General features: G+C 67.0%; 16 protein-coding genes. 4 read left to right on the top strand and 12 right to left on the bottom strand.

Features of this window, described 5'->3' with window-relative positions; all coding sequences use genetic code 11:
• Nucleotides 1–5 precede the first annotated feature (5 nt).
• On the top strand, nucleotides 6–3,215 hold the full coding sequence (locus tag AC5P76_RS06765) for an efflux RND transporter permease subunit (RefSeq protein WP_495222711.1): 3,210 nt from the start codon (nucleotides 6–8) through the stop codon (nucleotides 3,213–3,215).
• A gap of 123 nt (nucleotides 3,216–3,338) precedes the next feature.
• Here the strand turns inward: AC5P76_RS06765 and AC5P76_RS06760 are convergent, their stop codons facing one another.
• The 8 genes from AC5P76_RS06760 to AC5P76_RS06725 form a co-directional block, all read right to left on the bottom strand.
• Nucleotides 3,339–5,111 carry a DUF885 domain-containing protein gene (locus tag AC5P76_RS06760; protein ID WP_065174509.1) on the bottom strand — a complete coding sequence of 591 codons (1,773 nt, stop codon included), beginning with the start codon at nucleotides 5,109–5,111 and terminating at the stop codon, nucleotides 3,339–3,341.
• A 156-nt stretch (nucleotides 5,112–5,267) separates the two neighbouring features.
• A complete protein-coding gene (locus tag AC5P76_RS06755) occupies nucleotides 5,268–5,609 on the bottom strand; it encodes a lipid-A-disaccharide synthase N-terminal domain-containing protein (RefSeq protein WP_053517717.1) in 342 nt (113 codons plus the stop codon).
• Nucleotides 5,609–6,331 carry a glycosyltransferase family 2 protein gene (locus AC5P76_RS06750; RefSeq protein WP_053517716.1) on the bottom strand — a complete coding sequence of 241 codons (723 nt, stop codon included), beginning with the start codon at nucleotides 6,329–6,331 and terminating at the stop codon, nucleotides 5,609–5,611. Before AC5P76_RS06750 ends, AC5P76_RS06755 begins: the two co-directional genes overlap by 1 nt.
• An 89-nt stretch (nucleotides 6,332–6,420) precedes the next feature.
• Nucleotides 6,421–7,386, bottom strand: coding sequence for an NAD-dependent epimerase/dehydratase family protein (locus AC5P76_RS06745; protein ID WP_180876449.1), 966 nt, complete (start codon nucleotides 7,384–7,386; stop codon nucleotides 6,421–6,423).
• A 29-nt stretch (nucleotides 7,387–7,415) separates the two neighbouring features.
• On the bottom strand, nucleotides 7,416–8,339 hold the full coding sequence (locus tag AC5P76_RS06740; protein ID WP_053517713.1) for a ParB/RepB/Spo0J family partition protein: 924 nt from the start codon (nucleotides 8,337–8,339) through the stop codon (nucleotides 7,416–7,418).
• Nucleotides 8,339–9,136, bottom strand: a complete 798-nt coding sequence (locus AC5P76_RS06735; protein WP_053517712.1) for a ParA family protein — start codon at nucleotides 9,134–9,136, stop codon at nucleotides 8,339–8,341. The genes AC5P76_RS06740 and AC5P76_RS06735 overlap by 1 nt, the downstream gene beginning before the upstream one ends.
• A gap of 111 nt (nucleotides 9,137–9,247) precedes the next feature.
• The gene (gene rsmG / locus AC5P76_RS06730; protein WP_253119095.1) at nucleotides 9,248–9,886 is read right to left on the bottom strand and encodes a 16S rRNA (guanine(527)-N(7))-methyltransferase RsmG; all 639 of its coding nucleotides are present in this window, start codon (nucleotides 9,884–9,886) and stop codon (nucleotides 9,248–9,250) included.
• A gap of 39 nt (nucleotides 9,887–9,925) precedes the next feature.
• A complete protein-coding gene (locus AC5P76_RS06725; protein WP_253119093.1) occupies nucleotides 9,926–10,525 on the bottom strand; it encodes a 4'-phosphopantetheinyl transferase family protein in 600 nt (199 codons plus the stop codon).
• Between the two features lie 84 nt (nucleotides 10,526–10,609).
• Here AC5P76_RS06725 and AC5P76_RS06720 point away from each other — a divergent pair, with 84 nt between their 5' ends.
• The gene (locus AC5P76_RS06720) at nucleotides 10,610–10,861 is read left to right on the top strand and encodes a GlsB/YeaQ/YmgE family stress response membrane protein (protein ID WP_005411656.1); all 252 of its coding nucleotides are present in this window, start codon (nucleotides 10,610–10,612) and stop codon (nucleotides 10,859–10,861) included.
• A gap of 76 nt (nucleotides 10,862–10,937) precedes the next feature.
• Here AC5P76_RS06720 and xth read toward each other — a convergent pair whose 3' ends face one another.
• The 4 genes from xth to AC5P76_RS06700 all read right to left on the bottom strand — a co-directional run bounded on the left by xth (nucleotide 10,938) and on the right by AC5P76_RS06700 (nucleotide 16,513).
• The gene (gene xth, locus AC5P76_RS06715) at nucleotides 10,938–11,705 is read right to left on the bottom strand and encodes an exodeoxyribonuclease III (protein ID WP_065174252.1); all 768 of its coding nucleotides are present in this window, start codon (nucleotides 11,703–11,705) and stop codon (nucleotides 10,938–10,940) included.
• Between the two features lie 80 nt (nucleotides 11,706–11,785).
• The gene (locus AC5P76_RS06710) at nucleotides 11,786–13,192 is read right to left on the bottom strand and encodes a coniferyl aldehyde dehydrogenase (protein ID WP_495222710.1); all 1,407 of its coding nucleotides are present in this window, start codon (nucleotides 13,190–13,192) and stop codon (nucleotides 11,786–11,788) included.
• 140 nt (nucleotides 13,193–13,332) lie between these two features.
• Entirely contained in the window at nucleotides 13,333–14,997 is a 1,665-nt protein-coding gene (locus AC5P76_RS06705; protein WP_053517700.1) for an MFS transporter, read from the bottom strand.
• A gap of 94 nt (nucleotides 14,998–15,091) precedes the next feature.
• Nucleotides 15,092–16,513, bottom strand: a complete 1,422-nt coding sequence (locus AC5P76_RS06700; RefSeq protein ID WP_197571679.1) for a DcaP family trimeric outer membrane transporter — start codon at nucleotides 16,511–16,513, stop codon at nucleotides 15,092–15,094.
• Between the two features lie 245 nt (nucleotides 16,514–16,758).
• Here AC5P76_RS06700 and acs point away from each other — a divergent pair, with 245 nt between their 5' ends.
• Nucleotides 16,759–18,702 (top strand): acetate--CoA ligase, encoded by a 1,944-nt coding sequence (gene acs / locus AC5P76_RS06695; protein ID WP_253119090.1) that lies wholly within the window; start codon nucleotides 16,759–16,761, stop codon nucleotides 18,700–18,702.
• A 95-nt stretch (nucleotides 18,703–18,797) separates the two neighbouring features.
• Nucleotides 18,798–19,463 (top strand): response regulator transcription factor, encoded by a 666-nt coding sequence (locus AC5P76_RS06690; RefSeq protein WP_005411662.1) that lies wholly within the window; start codon nucleotides 18,798–18,800, stop codon nucleotides 19,461–19,463.
• Nucleotides 19,464–19,473 lie beyond the last annotated feature (10 nt).

The raw sequence follows: 19,473 nt of genomic DNA, 5'->3' as shown, positions 1-19,473 counted from the left end.
CGACCATGTTCAAGCTCATCATTGAATCAGCGGTGCGCTTCCGCTGGCTGGTGGTGTTCCTGGCGGCGCTGATCGCGGCCTGGGGCCTGTTCCAGCTGGGCAAGCTGCCGATCGACGCCGTGCCGGACATCACCAACCGCCAGGTACAGATCAACACGGTGGCACCTGCGCTGACACCGGAACAGATCGAGCGGCAGGTGACCTACCCGCTGGAAACCGCGCTGGCCGGCATTCCCGGCCTGACCACCACCCGTTCGCTGTCGCGCAACGGCTTCTCCCAGGTCACCGCGATCTTCACCGACGCGACCGACATCTACTTCGCCCGCCAGCAGGTGGCCGAGCGCATGCGTGAAGCGGCGGAAGATCTGCCCGATGGCGCGTCGCCGCTGCTGTCGCCGGTCACCACCGGCCTGGGCGAGGTGCTGATGTGGACGGTGGACTTCACCCCGTTCGATCCCGCCCGGCTGGCCAGACCGGGGGATGCGGGCTGGCAGGCCGGCGAGGTCTACCGGACGCCGGAGGGCAGCCTGCTGCGCACGCCGGAAGAACGCGCCACCTACCTGCGTACGGTGCAGGACTGGATCATCGCGCCGCAGATGCGCTCCAGCCCGGGATTGGCCGGCGTCGATACGGTCGGCGGGTACGTGAAGGAGTACGGCGTGCACCCGGACACTGCCAGGCTGGCTGCGCATGGCCTGGGCCTGGCCGACCTGGTCACGGCACTGCAGCGCGCCAACGTGCAGGCGGGTGCCGGTTTCGTGCAGCGTGCCGGCGAAGGCCTGGTGGTACGTGCGGACGGCCTGGCACTGACCACTGATGATCTGGCGCAGGCCCCCGTTGCGACCCGCAACGGCGTGGTGGTGCGCGTGGCCGACGTGGCCGATGTCGATCTCAGCCGTGCACCGCGCCTGGGCGCGGCCAGCCGCAATGGTCACGAGGCCGTGCTCGGTACCGCCCTGATGATCGCCGGCGGCAACAGCCGCACCGTCGCGCAGGCGGCAGCGGCGCGCCTGGAGCAGGTCAACAGGTCGTTGCCGGCCGACATCGTGGCCGTGCCGGTGCTGGACCGCAGCGTGCTGGTGAACTCCACCATCAGAACCGTGGCAAAGAACCTCACCGAAGGTGCGCTGCTGGTGGTGGTGGTGCTGTTCCTGCTGCTGGGCAACCTGCGCGCGGCAACCATCACTGCGCTGGTGATTCCGCTGTCGTTCCTGTTCGCCGTGATCGGCATGAACCGCTTCGGCATCAGCGGCAATCTGATGAGCCTGGGTGCGCTGGATTTCGGCATCCTGGTGGACGGTGCAGTGATCGTGATCGAGTCGACGCTGCTGATGCTGGGCCAGCGCCGCGCCGAACTGGGCCGTGCGCTGACCGCGATGGAACGTCTGCGCGTGGCGGCGGAGTCGGCGCGGAAGATGGCGCGTCCAGCGGCGTTCGGCCAGTTGATCATCCTGCTGGTGTTTGCGCCGATCCTGACCCTGGAAGGCGTGGAAGGAAAAACGTTTCATCCGATGGCCGCCACATTCATGCTGGCTCTGGTGGGTGCCTTCCTGTTCTCCTTCACCTTCGTGCCGGCCATGGCTGCGCTGCTGGTGCGCGAGCCGAAGCTGAAGGAAAGCGGGGCGCACGCCGATGACGGCGAACACGAAACACGCCTGATCCGCGTGCTGCGCGCACGCATCGAACCGGTGATCCGCAAGGCGGTGGACCACCCGCGCTCGGTGCTGGCCGGCGCGGTGATGATGGTGGTGGTGGGCATCGGTTCGTTCTCGCTGCTGGGCCGCGAATTCATGCCGACGCTGGATGAGGGCAATGTGGCGATGCAGGCGTTGCGCGTACCGTCGACCTCGCTGGAGCAGTCGCTGGCGATGCAGCTGGCGCTGGAAAAGGCGATTGCCGGGCAACCGGAAGTGGAAACCGTGTTTTCGCGCACCGGTACCGCTGAAGCCGCGATCGACCCGATGCCGACCAACATCTCCGACAGCGTGATCGTGCTGAAGCCGCGCAAGGAGTGGCCCGATCCGACGCTGGACAAGGAGGCGCTGGTGGCGCGCTTCGAGGCGCTGGCCGGGCAGCAGCTGGGCAACAGCTTCGAGTTCAGCCAGCCGATCGAGCTGCGCTTCAACGAGCTGATCTCCGGCGTGCGCACCGACCTGGCGGTGATGATCTTCGGCGATGACTTCAGCCAGCTGCAGAAGGTGGCCGACCAGGTCGCGTTGAAGCTGCGTGCGGTGGACGGTGCGGCTGACGTGCGGGTGGAGCAGATTTCCGGCCTGCCGACCCTGAACGTGAAGATCGACCATGTCGCCGCCGCGCAGTACGGGCTGACCGCTGCGGACGTAAGCGATGCACTGGCCACCGGCATCGGTGGCACGGCGGCAGGCAAGATCTTCGAGGGCGACCGACGCTTCGACGTGGTGGTGCGGCTGGACGATGCCGCGCGCAACGATCCGGACCAGCTGTCATCGCTGCCGATTGCCACACCGGCCGGACTGGTCATTCCGCTGTCCTCGGTGGCCCGCATCACGGTCAGCGAGGGACCGAACCAGATCAGCCGCAACAATGGCAGCCGCCGGGTGGTGGTGCAGGCCAATGTGCGCGGCCGCGACCTGGGCGGCTTCGTCGGCGAAGCGCAGGCAGCGGTGGCCGACGTGGCGCTGCCGCCGGGCGCCTATCTCACCTGGGGTGGCCAGTTCGAGAACCTGCAGCGCGCGGAAAAGCGCCTGGCAACGGTGGTACCGGTCGTGTTCCTGCTGATCGGCAGCCTGCTGTTCATGGCCCTGCGCAGTGGCAAGGAAGCCGTGCTGGTGTTCAGCTGCGTGCCGCTGGCGCTGGTCGGCGGCATTCTCGCCCTGCTGCTGCGTGGCATGCCCTTCTCGGTATCGGCGGCGGTCGGCTTCATCGCCGTGTCCGGCGTGGCCACGCTGAACGGCCTGGTGTTGATGCAGGCCGTCCGCGAGCGGCTCGATGCCGGTGACCTGCCCCTGCAGGCGGCAATCAACGGTGCCGCCAGCCGGATCCGCGCGGTGCTGACCACGGCACTGGTGGCGATTGTCGGCTTCATTCCGATGGCGATCGCCAGTGGCTCCGGTGCGGAGGTGCAGAAACCGCTGGCGACGGTGGTGATCGGTGGCCTGATCACGGCGACCGCGCTGACCCTGCTGGTGCTGCCGACCTTCGCGGCGCGCGTGGCCAGACCGCGGCCGGTGCGCTGAAATACGACGGGGCAGGATCATGTGATCCGGCCCCGTCTGCCGCGCTTCGCGCTCGTCGGGCGTGGCCCGGCGCTACCACCGCGCATTCTGGTAGCGCCGGGCCATGCCCGGCGGCATTTCGGATCAGGCCTGCTTGCGCTGCGCGATATAGGCCTGGATCTGCTGTTCCAGTACCGGCAGCGGCACCGACCCCTGCTTGAGCACGGCGTCATGGAAACCCTTGACGTCGAACTTGTCGCCCAGCTCCTTCTCGGCCTGCGCGCGCAGGCGCACGATGGCGATCTCGCCGAGCTTGTAGCTCAACGCCTGGCCCGGCCAGGAGATGTAGCGATCCACTTCGGTGGTCACTTCGTGCTCGCTCAGCGCGGTATGGTCACGCAGGTAGGCGATGGCCTGTTCCCGGGTCCAGCCCTTGCTGTGCACCCCGGTATCGATCACCAGGCGTGCCGCGCGCCACATCTCGTAGGTGAGGCGACCGAAATCCTCGTAGGGGGTTTCATAGATGCCCATCTCCACGCCCAGCTTCTCGCTGTACAGGCCCCAGCCTTCGCCGTAGGCGGAGATGTAGGCGTTGCGGCGGAACTCGGGCTGTTCGCCCTGTTCGGCAGCGAGCGCGCCCTGCAGGGCATGACCGGGATCGGACTCGTGCAGGGTCAGCGCTGGCAGGTTGTACAGCGGCCGCGCCGGCAGGTTGTAGGTGTTGAGCCAATAGGTGCCCATGCCACCGCGGCCTGCGGTCCAGAACGGCGCGATGTCCGGCGGCACCGGCACGATGGTGAAGCGCGCGCGCGGCAGCGTCATGTACTTGCCGATGACACCATCGATGCGCTTGGAGATCCACGCCGCCCGATACAGCAGCTCGTTCGGGGTCTTGGCGTAGAACTGCGGATCGGTGCGCAGGAAGGTCAGGAATTCGCCGAAGCTGCCCTTGAAGCCGACCTGCTGGATGATGTCGTTCATCTCCTTCTGGATGCGCGCGACTTCGCCCAGGCCGATGCGATGGATCTCATCCGGCGACAGGTCCAGCGTGGTGTATTCGTGGATCTGCTGCCTGTAGAACGCCTTGCCCTCCGGCATCGCTTCGGCCGCCAGGGTGGTACGCGCCTGCGGCACGTACTCATTGACGAAGAAGGTACGCAGCTGCTGGAAGGCCGGCACCACCTTGCCGCTGATCGCCGCACGGGCCTGCGCCTGCAGCTGCGCCTGCTCGGCCGCCGGAATGCTGGCCGGCAGCTTCTTGAACGGCGCGTACAGCGGCGACTCGGTGGGGTCCTTCAGCTCGGCGACGGTGGCAATGGAGACCTCGCGCCCGTCAAGCACCGCGCGGGGCACGCTGAAACCCCGCTTGAGTCCGGCGCGCATGTTCTCGGTCTGCTGGCCGAAATAGCGCGGCACATCGTCCAGGCGTGCGATGTAGTTACGGAAGTCCTGCGCGGTCTTCATCTCGCGCCGGGCCATGAACGAGAGATTGGACCAGAACGAGGAATCGGAGTTGAACGGCATCTCGTAGGCCCGCAGACGCACCTCCTCGGCGAGGTTGAACACCTGGTCGCGGTAGATCGCGTAGTTCACCTGGTTGTCGGCGCTGAGTGTCTTCGGGTCGATCTTCTTCAGCTCGGCCAGGGTCTGGTCCCAGACCTTCAGGCGCGCCTGCTGCGCGGCCGCGCCCACATCGGGCAGCCGCGTGGCGTTGGCCGGCGCGTCGCCATCCTCGCTGGCTTCACCGCCCCCGGCCTGGCGCCACTTCCATTCCTTTTCGTACAGCGCGCGGAAGGCGGCATCGGCCGCCGATTCGGTGGTCGCAGGGGCGGACGCCGCGAGCGCGGGCGGAGCCGCCACGACGGCAGCCGGAGCGGACAGGGCGATGAGCAGGGCAACGGCAAGACGGGTTTTCACGAGCACAGGTTCCCGGGAAGGCAGACGCCGATCATGGCACCGCCGGACAGCCGGGGCATGGTTCAAAAGTCCTGCCTGCGCTGCAGGACCAGTAGCGGAGAACGGACACCTTCGCCGGGCATGGCCCGGCGCTATCGATTCCGCTCCGGCGCTACCTCAATGGCTGGCTTTGTCCCGCTTCCAGCCGCGGTGCCGGATGTCCAGGTGCAGGCTGTACAGCGCGGTGAACGCCGGGAACAGGTTCTGCAGCACGCCCACCGAATCCTGCTTGGCCGAGAACAGGAAGTAGCTCAGCGTCATCAGGCTGCCGATCACGCTCATGTACCAGAACAGGCGCGGGATGACCGGCTTGCCGGCACGCCGGGAGGCGATGAACTGGACCAGCCAGCGGCCGCCGAACATCAGTGCGCCGGTATAGCCGATCAGCTTCCAGCCCGTCACATGCAGGCCGGTCCAGAACAACCAGGTCAGCGGCTGGTCGAGCCAGTGCAGCGCCATCATCGTTCTTCCACCGCAGTACGCCTGCTGCGGGTGATCAGCCAGGCAACGCCCCGCAGGTCGCGGATGCCGACCAGCGCACGGCCGAGGTTGTTGTACTTGGAGACGCCAGCGGTACGGTGGCGATGGTTGACCGGCACGCTGGTGGTCTTCCAACCGGCACGCTGCATCAGCGCCGGCAGATAGCGGTGCATGTGGTCGAAATACGGCAGGTCGAGGAAGGCTTCGCGCTCGAACAGCTTGATGCCGCAGCCGGTGTCGGGCGTATCGTCGCGCAGCATGCGCGCCCGGATGCGGTTGGCCCAGCGACTGGCCCAGCGCTTGCTGCCGCTGTCCTGGCGGTTGACGCGCCAGCCGGCAAACAGCTTCACCTGCCCGTCGGCAGCATTGCGGGCCGCCAGCAGCTTGGGGATGTCGGCCGGATCGTTCTGGCCATCACCATCCAGGGTGGCGATCCACGGCGCACGGGCATGCTTGACACCGGTGCGCACCGCTGTGCTCTGCCCGCTCTGCTCGACGTGGTGCAGCACCCGCAGCTCCGGCGTGGTGGCTTTCAGGCCCTGCAGCACCGCCAGGCTGTCATCGCGGGAGTGATCGTCGACATAGACGATCTCGAAGGGCAACCGGCCCCGCAGTGCCGCGACGATTTCGGCGATCAGGGGCGCGACATTGTCGCGCTCGTTGAATACGGGGACGACAACGGAAAGCTCGGGTTGGCTCATGGGTCACTCGGCCAAGAGGGGACAAAGACCGCGCATTCTCCGAAGCCGAGGTTATCCGAAGATGAATCCGGCTGTGTGAGGATTGCTCCTCAGGCGCGATCGCCGAAATACTCGCGGCACCACTGGACGACGGGCGGCAGCCCCTGCTCGATCGGGGTCACCGCATCGAAGCCGAATGCGTCATGTGCGCGGCGGGTGTCGGCCATCGTGCGGACCATGTCGCCCGGCTGCATCGGCTTGTAGACCTTCTGCGCAGGGCGGCCGGCGGCCTGCTCGATGACGCTGATGAAGCGCTCCAGCTCGACCGGCGTATGGTTGCCGAGGTTGAATACCCGATGCGGTACCGGACCGTCGGCCGGGTGCGCGAGCGCGCCGAGGATACCCGACACGATGTCGGAGACATGTGTGAAATCGCGCTGCATGCGCCCCTGGTTGAACACCTCGATCGGGCGCCCGGCCAGGACGGCACGCGAAAACAGCAGCGGCGCCATGTCCGGCCGTCCCCACGCGCCGTACACGGTGAAGAAGCGCAGGCCGGTGGCACGCAGGCCATACAGCTGCGCGTAGGTGTGCGCCATCAGCTCGTTGGCAGCCTTGGTGGCCGCGTACAGCGAGCGCGGCTGGTCCACGCGCTGGTCCTCGGAGAACGGCGGCGTGGCCGAATCGCCGTACACCGAACTGCTGGAGGCGTAGACCAGATGCTGCACGCCGCGGTGGCGGCACAGTTCCAGGATATTGACGAAGCCGACCAGGTTGCTGTCGACGTAGGCCTGCGGATTCTCCAGCGAGTAGCGCACCCCGGCCTGCGCGGCCAGATGGATCACCGCGCTCGGCTGCAGTTCGTCGAACAGCGCGGCCAGGCCTTCACGGTCGGTCAGGTCAAGCGTGCGCAGATCCAGCGTGGGGCACAGCGCGGCCACGCGGTCCCGCTTGATCTGCGGGTCGTAGTAGTCGTTGAAGTTGTCCAGGCCCACCACCGGCTGGCCCGCCTCCAGCAGCGCGCGGGCGGTGTAGGCACCGATGAAGCCGGCAGCGCCGGTGAGCAGGATGGTCATTGCAGGTCTCTGTCCACGTGCCGAGCGACTCAGCCCTGGCGGGTCCGCAGCTTTTCCAGCACGCCGTCGAGGGTATCCAGATCGGTGTAGTGGATGATCAGCTTGCCCTTGCCGCCGCGGCCGTGGCTGATCGCCACCTTGGTCCCCAGCGACTCGGACAGTTCGGTTTCCAGCGAGGCGATGTCGGCCTGCTGCACCTTCGGCGTGGCCGCCGGGCGGTTGCTCGGCACCTTGCCGGCGGCGAAGGCCTGTGCGCGGCGCTCCACTTCACGCACCGACCAGCCTTCATCGGCCGCTTCCTGCGCCAGCTTGCCGGCCAGTTCCGGGGCCAGGGTCAGCAGCGCGCGGGCGTGGCCCATTTCCAGGCGGCGGGTTTCCAGCAGCAGGCGGATGGCCACCGGCAGTTCCAGCAGGCGCAGCAGGTTGGACACCGCCGCGCGCGAGCGGCCGACGGCCTCGGCCGCCTCGGCATGGGTCAGGGTGAACTCGCTGATCAGGCGCTGCAGCGCCTCGGCTTCTTCCAGCGGGTTGAGGTCTTCGCGCTGGATGTTCTCGATCAGCGCCATCGCGATGACGGTGCGGTCTTCCAGTTCGCGCACCACCACCGGCACTTCGTCCAGACCGGCCAGCTGCGAGGCGCGCCAGCGGCGTTCGCCGGCGACGATCTCGAAGTTGCCCGCCGGCAGCTGACGCACCAGGATCGGCTGGATCACGCCCTGCGACCGGATCGAGTCCGCCAGTTCGGACAGCTTGCCCTCGTCCATTTCGCGACGCGGCTGGTACTTGCCCGGCTGCAGCTGGCCGACCGGCAGCTTGCGCAGCACCTCACCCGGCAACGGTTCGATCACCGCGGTGGTGGCCTGCACCTGGCTGACCGCTCCCTTCGGACCGAGCAGCGCATCCAGGCCACGGCCGAGGCCTCGCTTCTTGGCTGCCGGCTTGCTGCTGGTCATCAGACGGTCTCCACGGCCTTGGTGGCCTTGTTGCGTTCGTTGTTGCGACGGATGATCTCGCCGGCCAGGCCCAGGTAAGCCACGCCGCCGCGCGAGGCGCGGTCGTAGCCGACGATGCTCTGGCCGTGGCTGGGCGCTTCAGCCAGGCGCACGTTGCGCGGCACGATGGTACGGAACACGCGGTCGCCGAAGTGTTCGGTCAGTTCGGCCGATACGGCGTTGGCCAGGTTGTTGCGCACATCGAACATGGTACGCAGCACGCCCTCGATCTCCAGCGCCGGGTTCAGGCTGGCGCGCAGCGCCTCGATGGTTTCCACCAGAGCACTCAGGCCTTCCAGCGCGTAGTACTCGCACTGCATCGGCACGATCACCGAATCGGCGGCGGCCAGTGCGTTGAGCGTCAGCAGTGAAAGCGCCGGCGGGCAGTCGATCAGGATGTAGTCGTACTCGTCGCGGATCGGCGCCAGCGCGCGCTTCAGGCGCTGCTCGCGCTCGCCCTGCGCCATCAGCTGGATTTCGGCTGCGGTCAGGTCGATGTTGCCGGGCAGCAGGTCGTAGCCTTCCGCGGTCTGCACACGCACGTCGGCGGCGGTGTTCTCGCCCAGCAGCAGGTCGCAGGTGGACGCCGCCAGCTCACGCTTGTCCACACCACTGCCCATGGTCGCGTTGCCCTGCGAATCCAGGTCGACCAACAGCACGCGCTTGGGTGCGTTGGCCAGGGAAGCGGCCAGGTTGACGGCGGTCGTGGTCTTGCCGACGCCACCCTTCTGGTTGGCGATGGCGATGATGCGGGCCATGCGGGTGTGCCTCGTCGACGGATGCTGGGACCGGTCATTATGCGTACAACCGGGCCCGGGCGGAAATCGTGGATCGCCAACCCCTTGTCGCGCAAAGGGTTGGCGGCGGGATCAGGGGCCTGTAACGGTGACCAGGTGGCGCTCGCCCGCCAGGCCGGGCACGCTCAACGGGGCCACGTCGCGCACCTGCCAGCCTGCCGGCAGTGCGGCGATCTCTTCATGCGGGTAGACGCCCTTCATCGCCAGCAGCACGCCGCCAGGACGCAGCAGGTGGCCACCGACGCGGATGATGCCGGCCAGCGTGTCCATCGCGCGGGCGGTCAACTGGTCGTAGTGGCTGGCCTCGTCCAGCGCTTCGGCGCGCGACTCGGCCACGCGGGCATTGCCCAGGCCGAGCTGGCGCACGGCCTCGCGCATGAAGCGGGCCTTCTTGCCGTTGCTCTCGACCAGGGTGACCTGCAGACCCGGGCAGGCGATCGCCAGCGGGATACCGGGCAGTCCAGGACCGGTACCGAGGTCGGCCAGGCGGCCATCGGCCACGAACGGCTGCATGGCCAGCGAATCGAGCAGGTGACGGGTGACCATCTCCTGCGGGTCGCGGATGGCGGTGAGGTTGTAGGTGCCGTTCCAGCGGTGCAGCAGGCCCAGGTAGCGCAGCAGCGGCGGCGCCAGTGCGGCGTCCAGGCCCATGCCGGCCAGGCCCTGCTCCAGCGTGGCGGTGACGCCGGCGGGGAGTTCGTGTTCGCTCATGCCGCCATTATCGCCCGTTTCCCGGGCTGATTCGCCGCTTCATTGCGGATACCAGGCCAATGCGGCACGGAACTGGCCGCTGGCCTGCCATTCGTGCAGATGCCACTGCCGGGCATCACCCAGCGCAGGGTCGCACCAGCGCAGGTGCAGGGCGCCGTCGACACCTGGCGCCAGCTGCAGGCGATGCAGGCCGAACGAAATGCCCTGCCCGTGTGCCTTCAGCAGCGCCTCCTTGGCGCACCAGACACGGAAGAACCAGTGTTCGCGTTCCGTGGCGTCCAGGCCCTGCAGCCAGGCCACCTCTTCCGGATGGAAGAAGCGCTGCACGATCTCCAGCAGGCGTGGGCGCGGGCGCAGCAGTTCCAGGTCCACGCCGAGCCGTACACCTTCACCCAGCGCCACCAGCAGCACGTTGCCACTGTGGCTCCAGCCCGTGCCGTGGTCGGCCAGCGCACCGGTCAGCTCGGGTCGGCCCTTGTCGTCGCGGACCAGCGGCAGTGCCTCCGGCGCGAGATCCAGCGCCTGTGCCAGCACCTGCCGGGCCTGCGGCTCACCGCGCTGGCCCGGCACATGTGGCCGCCGCCAGACCGTTACGGGCCCGAAGCGCCAGGGGCCATCCAGGGTGGCTGGCAAGCTCATCCGCACGCAACCGTCACGCTATTGCACGACGGGTTCACAGCCATGCGCGTCAACTGGTCACGGTTTTCCACCGGAGGTTCGATCATGGGCATCATCATCTGGCTGATCGTCGGCGGCATCGTGGGCTGGCTGGCAAGCATCATCATGAAGCGCGATGCGCAGCAGGGCATCATTCTCAACATCGTGGTCGGCATCGTCGGCGCGCTGATTTCCGGCTGGCTGTTCGGCGGCGGCATCAACGAAGCGATCACCATCCGCACCTTCCTGTTCTCGCTGATCGGTGCGGTGATCCTGCTGGCGATCGTCAACCTGTTCACCCGCAAGAGCATACGTTGATCCGACGGGCAGCGCCGGGCTTGGCCCGGCGACTGCCACCGACGGCTGCGCTCGCCGGGCACGGCCCGGCGCTACCTCACCCCAACTGCACCCATGCCGGCGCGTGGTCGCTGGGGCGCTCCCAGGTACGTGGCTCGCGGTCGATGCCGGACGCCACGGCGCCGCCCTTGAGCGCATCGGAGACCAGGGTGAGGTCGATGCGCAGGCCCAGATTGCGGCGGAAGCCCGCCGCGCGGTAATCCCACCAGCTGAACGTGCCGGCTTCCTCGTTGTGCAGCCGGAAACCGTCGTGCAGGCCCAGCTGCAGCAGCTTGTTCAGCGCGCCGCGCTCGGCGGTGGAGGTGAGGATGTGGTTCTCGTTCCACACCTCCGGATCATGCACGTCGCGGGCGTCCGGGGCGATGTTGAAGTCACCCAGCACCACCAGCTTCGGGTGCCGCTGCAGTTCCTCGCCGATCCAGGCGTGCACGGCCTCCAGCCAGCGCAGCTTGTACGCATACTTGTCGGTGCCGACGTCCTGGCCGTTGACCACATACAGGTTGATCACCCGCAGGTCGCCAAAGGTGCCGGCGATGACGCGCTTCTGCTCGTCCTCGAAACCCGGAATGCCGATCTGCACGTCCTGCGCCGGCTCGCGTGACAGCAGGGCCACGCCGTTGTAGGTCTTCTGGCCGGCGAATACGCTGCGGTAGCCGGCGCCGATCAGCGCCGCATCCGGGAACTTGTGGTCCTCCAGCTTGGTTTCCTGGATACCGACGATGTCCGGGCCGAACTCCTTGAGCCACTGCTCCAGGTGCGGCAGGCGGACGTTGAGCGAATTGACGTTCCACGAGGCGATCTTCATGGGGGCATTCTACCCGGGCCTGCTTTGGTAGGCGCCGAACTTGGTTGGCGCCTACCAGTAGAGCCACGCCATGTGTGGCTTCACCGCAGCAGCAGCTTCAACATCCCCGCAATCTTCGAATACGGCGGCCGCAGCCTGTCGCTGGCCGCCCAGCGCGACTGCCACAGCACCGGCAACCGCTTGCTCATCGCATCGAACCCGGCGCGGCCGTGGTACGCGCCCATGCCGCTGGCGCCCACCCCGCCGAACGGTAGGCCATCGGCGGCGAAGTGCAGCAGCGTGTCGTTGACCGTCACTCCCCCGGCCACCACGTTGGCGAGAATGCGCTCCACGGTGGCGCGGTCGTGGCTGAAGGGATACAGCGCCAGCGGCCGGTCGCGGGAGAGAACGTCGACCAGCGCCGCATCCAGATCCGGGTAGGCGCGCACCGGCAGGATCGGCCCGAAGATCTCCTCGCGCATCAGGTCCAGATCGTCCGGCGGGTCCAGCACCACGGTCGGCACCAGCAGGCGCTCGCGGTCGGCGCGAGCCTCATCCACGTGCGCCAGCGGGATCACCGACACCCCGCGTTGCCGCGCCTGTGCCAGATAGCCCTGCAGGCGCTGGTACTGGCCTTCGTTGATGATGCGCGTGTAGTCGCCGGCCTCGCTGAAGTCACCATAGCGCTCGCGTACCTGCTGCTGCAGCGCCTGCACGAACTCGCGCTGACGCGCGCTATCGATCAGCACGTAATCCGGCGCGATGCAGGTCTGGCCCGCGTTGAACCACTTGCCGGTGGCCAGCCGTGCGGCGGCTTTGTCCAGCGGGAAATCGCGGCAGACGATGGCCGGCGACTTGCCGCCCAGTTCCAAGGTAACCGGTACCAGATGCTCGGCTGCCGCTGCCATCACCTTGCGGCCCACGGCGGTGGAACCGGTGAACAGCAGATGGTCCAGTGGCAAAGAGGAGACCGCTGCGGCTACGTCGGCCCCGCCCTGCACCACCGCCACCCGATCGGGTGGGAACACACTGGCCAGCAGATCGGCCAGGAACGCGCTGGTGCGCGGCGTGTGTTCGGACGGCTTCAGCAGCACGTGGTTGCCAGCGGCGATAGCGGTCGCCAGCGGCACCAGGGCCAGCGTAACCGGGTAGTTCCACGGCGAGATCACCCCGACCACGCCCAGCGGCGTCGGCCGCAGCTGCGCGCGCGCCGGCCACAACTTCCATCCCGCCGATGCCCGCTGCGGCTTCGACCAGCGCCGCAGGTGGCGGCGCAGGTGGTCAATGGCCGACAGCACGCTCATGCCGTCGGCCAGCTTCGATTCAACGTGGGCGCGGTGGCCGAAGTCCTCGGCGATGGCCTGGGCCATTTCATCCAGACGCGGCTTCAGCGCCTCGCGCAGGCGGCGCAGGTCGGCTTCGCGCTGGTCCAGCGTGGGCCGCTGCGACTGCCAGGCGCTGCGAAGGGTGTGCAGGAGGGCGGGAAGGTCGGCTGGGGTGGTGGTCATGGGCCGACTATACGGCGTGCGGCACTGTCCGACGGGGTCAGATCCCTTTCGCGCGCGAAAGGGATCTGACCCCGGACGCCAGGAAACGAAAAGGCCGTGGTCTGCACCACGGCCTCTCCTTCATCCGGTGAACATCATTCCTACTTGGTGATATCCACGTCCTTGGTTTCACGCAGGAACAGGCCACCGATCACCACCGACATCAGCGCGATCGCGATCGGATACCACAGGCCGTAGTACAGGTTGCCGGTACCGGCCACCAGCGCGAAGGAGATCGCCGGCAGGAAGCCACCGAACCAGCCGTTGCCGATGTGATACGGCAGCGACATCGAGGTGTAGCGGATGCGGGTCGGGAACAGCTCGACCAGGTAGGCGGCGATCGGGCCGTAGACCATGGTCACGTACAGCACCAGCAGCCACAGCATGAAGATCGTGCCCGCAATGTTGATGCGCGCGCTGTCCGCCTTGGCCGGATAGCCGGCGGTGGTCAGGGCGGTCTTCAGTTCGGCACCGAACGCGTCGGCCTTGGCCTTGCCTTCGTCCTTGCTCAGTCCCGCCGCTTCATACGAGGTGACGCTGGCGCTGCCGACGTTGACGATCGCCAGCGAACCCGCCGCTGCCGGCTGCACGTCGTACGGCACGCCCGCCTTGGTCAACGCGGCGGTGGCCACGTCACAGGAGCTGGTGAACTTGCGCAGGCCGACCGGATCGAACTGGAACGAGCAGGTGGACGGATCGGCCACGACCAGGGCCGGCGAGCTGCTGCGGGCCTCTTCGATGGCCGGGTTGGCGAAGTGGGTCAGGCCCTTGAAGATCGGGATGTAGGTCACGGCAGCCAGCAGGCAGCCGGCGAGGATGATCTTCTTGCGGCCAATACGGTCGGACAGCCAGCCGAAGAAGATGAAGAACGGCACACCCAGCGCCAGTGCGGCTGCGATCAGCAGGTAGGAGGTGGTGGCGTCGACCTTCAGCATGCTGCTGAGGAAGAACAGCGCATAGAACTGGCCGCCGTACCAGACCACGGCCTGGCCGGCCGCTGCGCCGAGCAGGACCAGCAGCATCAGCTTCAGGTTGCCGCCCTTCAGGCTGTCACGGAACGGCGTCTTGGAGCCCTTGCCTTCCGACTTCATCTGCTGGAACAGCGGCGACTCACTCAGCTGCAGGCGGATCCACACCGAGATGCCCAGCAGCACGATGGACACCAGGAACGGAATGCGCCAGCCCCAGGCTTCAAATGCTTCATTGCCCAGGAAGTAGCGGCAGGCCAGGATGATCAGCAGCGACATGAACAGGCCCAGCGTGGCGGTGCACTGGATGAAGCTGGTGTACAGGCCACGCTTGTCGTCCGGGGCATGCTCGGCCACGTAGGTCGCCGCGCCGCCGTATTCGCCACCCATCGCCAGGCCCTGGGCCAGGCGCAGGATGATCAGGATCACCGGCGCGGCAAAGCCGATCGAAGCGTAGTTGGGCAGCACACCGACCAGGAAGGTCGAGATGCCCATGATCAGGATGGTGACCAGGAAGGTGTACTTGCGGCCGATGCGGTCGCCGAGGCTGCCGAAGAAGGCCGCGCCGAACGGTCGCACGAAGAAGCCGGCGGCGAACGCCAGCAGGGCGAAGATCATGCCCGTGGTTTCATTGACACCGCTGAAGAACTGCTTGGCGATGATGGCGGCGAGCGAGCCGTACAGGAAGAAGTCATACCACTCGAAGACCGTACCCAGGCTCGAAGCGAAGATGACTTTCTTGTGGCCCTTGGTTAGGGTGCCCGCGGGATTGTGCGCGGTGCTGGGTGTGCTGGACATGAGACGCTTCCCCTCCGAAGCAATCGTTGTTGGTAGGTGCCGACCGTGGGTCGGCACTCAGTATCGGTAGCGGCCGACCTGGGTCGGCGCGCCGTCAGAAGCTGTACTTCGTGGTGAACTGCAGCCGGGTGATGTCACCCTTGTTGCCGTTCTCGATCTCGCGGCGGCCATACATCAGCTCGGCGCCGACATCGACCTTGGGCAACGGTGAATAGAAGATGTTGCCGCGGATGCTCTGCACGCTCTTGGTGACCAGCGGGCCCAGCACGCTGTCGTTGTCGTAGTCGCTGCGCGCATAGATCAGGTTGGTGCGCAGCTTCGGCGAGAACGCATGGCGCCAGCCCACGTAGCCGGCCAGAACGCCGGTCGGATTGAGCTCGTCGCGGGCGATGTCATAGGCCGAGTCGGCGGTGATGCCCAGGCCGATGTAACGCGCGATGCCCTCGCCTCCGGTGAACTGGTAATGCAGCGAATCGCTGTCGCCCATCACCCACTTGCCGCCCAGGGTCAGGCCGCCGGCAACCTTGTCGGCCTTGGCGCCGGTGGTCTGGTTGTCGACCTTCAGCTGGCGGACGATGCCGCCGACGCCGAAGGTGCCCCAGTCGCCCTTCCAGCCGTAACGCATCGTCAGATCAGGCAGGCTGCCGCGATCGGAGTTGGCGCTGGCGTTGGTCCAGGCGCCGGTGACCGGATTGCGGGTACCGGTAAGCGTGGTGGTTTCCGGGTTTTCCAGGGCAACGCTGAAGCCGCCGCTGGTGTAACGCACCTGTGCCTGGCGTACGAAGATCACACCGTCGGTCGGGCCGACGAAGTCGACCGCTTCCGGCAATGCGGCCGCGTCCATGAAGTTGGACCAGGTCTGGCCGGCGAGCCAGTTGTTCCAGTACATGTAGGCATGGCGCAGGGTGACGCCGTAGGTGTTGGTGGCGGTCTGGTTGCCGAGCGAGTTGCCGAAGAAGTCCATCTCGAAGAACGCGCCGGCCTTGTTGCCGGACTCGCTCACGTTGTCGATGCCCAGGTTGAAGCGCGAGAACTTTGCGTGGGCGTTGTAGTCGGTGCCCGAACGCCTGCCGTTTCCGCCGGCGCCTTCCACCGGGGTCTGGCCCGGCAGGTACAGCGAACGGCCGGTGGCATCGTCGGCCAGCTGGCCGTCGCTGGTCTGGGTCGCCAGGAAGTCAGCCTTGATGAAGCCACCGATCTTGACCGTGGTACCCGGTGCGGCACCCGGAGTGATGGTGGTGACCTGGATCGGCTGCTTGCCGGCCGGCACCGCCGGCTTCTGCTCGGACTGCACGGTGCGGACTTCGGTCACCGCCTGCTGGGTCTGGGCGATCTGGGTCTGCTGCTGTTGCTGCGAAGACAGCAGCAGCTGGACCTGGCGCTCCAGTTCGGCGATGCGTGATTCGAGTGCTTTCTCTTTGGCGGTCTCTGCGAACGCCATGCCCGGTGCGACCAGGGCGACCAGCAGGCAGGCCGCCAAAGGTGTGCGCACGGCTTTCAACGTACGGTGGCTCATGTTGCCCTCTCTCCCAAGTGGCAAGGTGATGCCGCGCGTGGGGCACGGTCGAGCCGAGACTGCGGGGCACATGCGCGCACCGGCTATTCGCCATTGGTCGAAGCCGGGCCCGCAGGGCGCTCACTTTCGACCATGGTCTAAGCACAGTGGTGACGCGGCCGGGGGTGGATGGGGCAAACTGAGGGGGATCGGTCGTTGCGATGCTGCGACCGCACATACAAAGTCAACGTGCAAGTGAGGGTGCCATGGCTGATATCTACCCCGTCGATCCGCAGTTCGCCGCCAAGGCACGCATCGACAAGACGTCCTACCAACAGCAGTACCAGGCTTCTGTGACCGACCCGGAGGGTTTCTGGGGCAAGGCCGCCGAGCGCCTGCAATGGATGCGCACGCCGACGAAGATCAAGAACGTCAGCTACGACCTGGCCGACTTCCACATCAAGTGGTTCGAGGACGGCGAGCTCAACGCCAGCGTCAACTGCCTTGACCGCCAGCTGGACAGCCGTGGCGACAAGACCGCCCTGCTGTTCGAGCCGGACAGCCCGGACGCACCGGCCCAGCACGTGACCTATCGCGAGCTGTACGAGCGCACCTGCCGGCTCGGCAATGCGCTGCGCAACCTGGGCGTCGGCAAGGGTGACCGGGTCACCATCTACCTGCCGATGATCGTCGATGCTGCCGTGGCCATGCTGGCCTGCGCGCGCATCGGTGCGATCCACTCGGTGGTGTTCGGTGGCTTCGCGCCGAACTCGATCGCCGATCGTGTCAGCGACTGCCAGAGCAAGCTCATCATCACCGCCGACGAGGGCCTGCGCGGTGGCCGCAAGGTTCCGCTGAAGGCCAACGTCGATGCAGCGCTGAGACTGCCGGGCACCAACACCGTGGAGACCGTGCTGGTGGTGCGCCACACCGGCGGCGCGGTGGACATGCAGGCCCCGCGCGACCGCTGGTTCCATGACGTCGTGGACAGCCAGCCCTCCACCTGCGAGCCGGAGCGCATGAACGCCGAGGATCCGCTGTTCATCCTCTACACGTCCGGTTCCACCGGCAAGCCGAAGGGCGTGCTCCACACCACCGGCGGTTATCTGCTGTACGCGGCATACACCCACGAAGCGGTGTTCGACCTGCGCGAGGACGACATCTACTGGTGCACCGCCGACGTCGGCTGGGTCACCGGCCACAGCTACATCGTGTACGGCCCGCTGGCCAACGGCGCGACCTCGCTGATGTTCGAGGGCGTGCCGAACTACCCGGACACCTCGCGTTTCTGGAACGTCATCGATAAGCACAAGGTGTCGATCTTCTACACCGCCCCGACCGCCATCCGTGCACTGATGCGCGAAGGCGAGGAGCCGGTGAAGAAGACCTCGCGCGCCTCGCTGCGCCTGCTCGGCAGCGTCGGCGAGCCGATCAATCCCGAGGCCTGGCGCTGGTACTACGAGGTGGTCGGCGACAGCCGCTGCCCGATCGTCGATACCTGGTGGCAGACCGAGACCGGCGGCATCCTGATTTCGCCGCTGGCCGGTGCGATGGACCTCAAGCCGGGGTCGGCCACCCTGCCCTTCTTCGGCGTACAGCCGGCGCTGGTGAATGCCGATGGCGAGATCCAGGACGGCCCGACCGAAGGCAATCTGATCATCCGTGATTCCTGGCCGGGCCAGATGCGCACGGTGTACGGCGACCACCAGCGCTTCATCGACACCTATTTCCGCACGTATCCGGGCAGCTACTTCACCGGCGACGGTTGCCGCCGCGACGAAGACGGCTACTACTGGATCACCGGCCGCGTGGACGATGTGATCAACGTGTCCGGCCACCGCATCGGCACCGCCGAGGTCGAAAGCGCGCTGGTCTCACACCCGAAGGTGGCAGAAGCCGCCGTCGTCGGCTTCCCGCACGACGTGAAGGGCCAGGGCATCTATGCCTACGTCACCCTGGTGGCCGAGGAAGCGCCGAGCGAAGAGCTGCACAAGGAGCTGATCGCATGGGTGCGCAAGGAAATCGGGCCGATCGCCACCCCGGACCACCTGCAGTGGGCACCGGGCCTGCCCAAGACCCGCTCGGGCAAGATCATGCGCCGCATCCTGCGCAAGATTGCTGAAAACGCGCCGGACCAGCTCGGCGACACCTCGACCCTGGCCGATCCGTCGGTGGTGGCGTCACTGGTGGACGAACGCAAGGTACGCTGACGTACGACCCGGGGTCGGACCCCTTTCCGCAGGGAAAGGGCTCTGACCCCAGGGGCCTGGCCCCCGAACAGTTTCCCCACGGTTCCCCCCCGACCATGACCACCCTCCTGATTGCAGATGACCACCCGCTGTTCCGCGAAGCCCTGCGTGGGGCCGTACAGCGGGTCATCCCCGGCGTGCAGCTGTTCGAGGCTGACAGCGTGGAAGCGCTGTATGCGCTGGCCGACCAGCACAACGATGCCGACCTGGTCCTGATGGACCTCAACATGCCGGGTGCACAGGGTTTCAACGCACTGGTGCACATGCGCTCGCTGCATCCTCACCTGCCGGTGGTAGTCGTCTCCGCGCGGGAGGAGGCCACGGTGATGCGCCGTGCACTCGATCACGGTGCGTTGGGCTTCATCCCCAAGTCCGCCGACTCGGACACCATCGGTCATGCGCTGGGCACCATCCTCGACGGCGAGACGTGGGCCCCGCCGGAGGCACACAACGTGCCACCCACCGAGCGCGAGGAACGCGAGGTCGGCCAGCGCCTGCGCGAGCTGACGCCGCAGCAGTTCCGCGTGCTGCAGATGCTGGGCGCCGGCCGCCTGAACAAGCAGATCGCCTACGACCTCAACGTCTCCGAAGCGACGATCAAGGCACATGTGACCGCGATCCTGCGCAAGCTGGGCGTGACCAACCGCACCCAGGCGGTGCTGATGGCCGGCAAGCTGGCCATCGACGACGACGCGATCGTGCTGCCGCCGGAAGAAGACTGATCGTGCCGGG

The sequence above is a fragment of the Stenotrophomonas sp. YJH_SMC_36 genome, assembly GCF_059369935.1.
The sequence above is the reverse complement of the archived record's forward strand: the minus strand, read 5'-3'. Positions and strand labels throughout refer to the sequence as shown.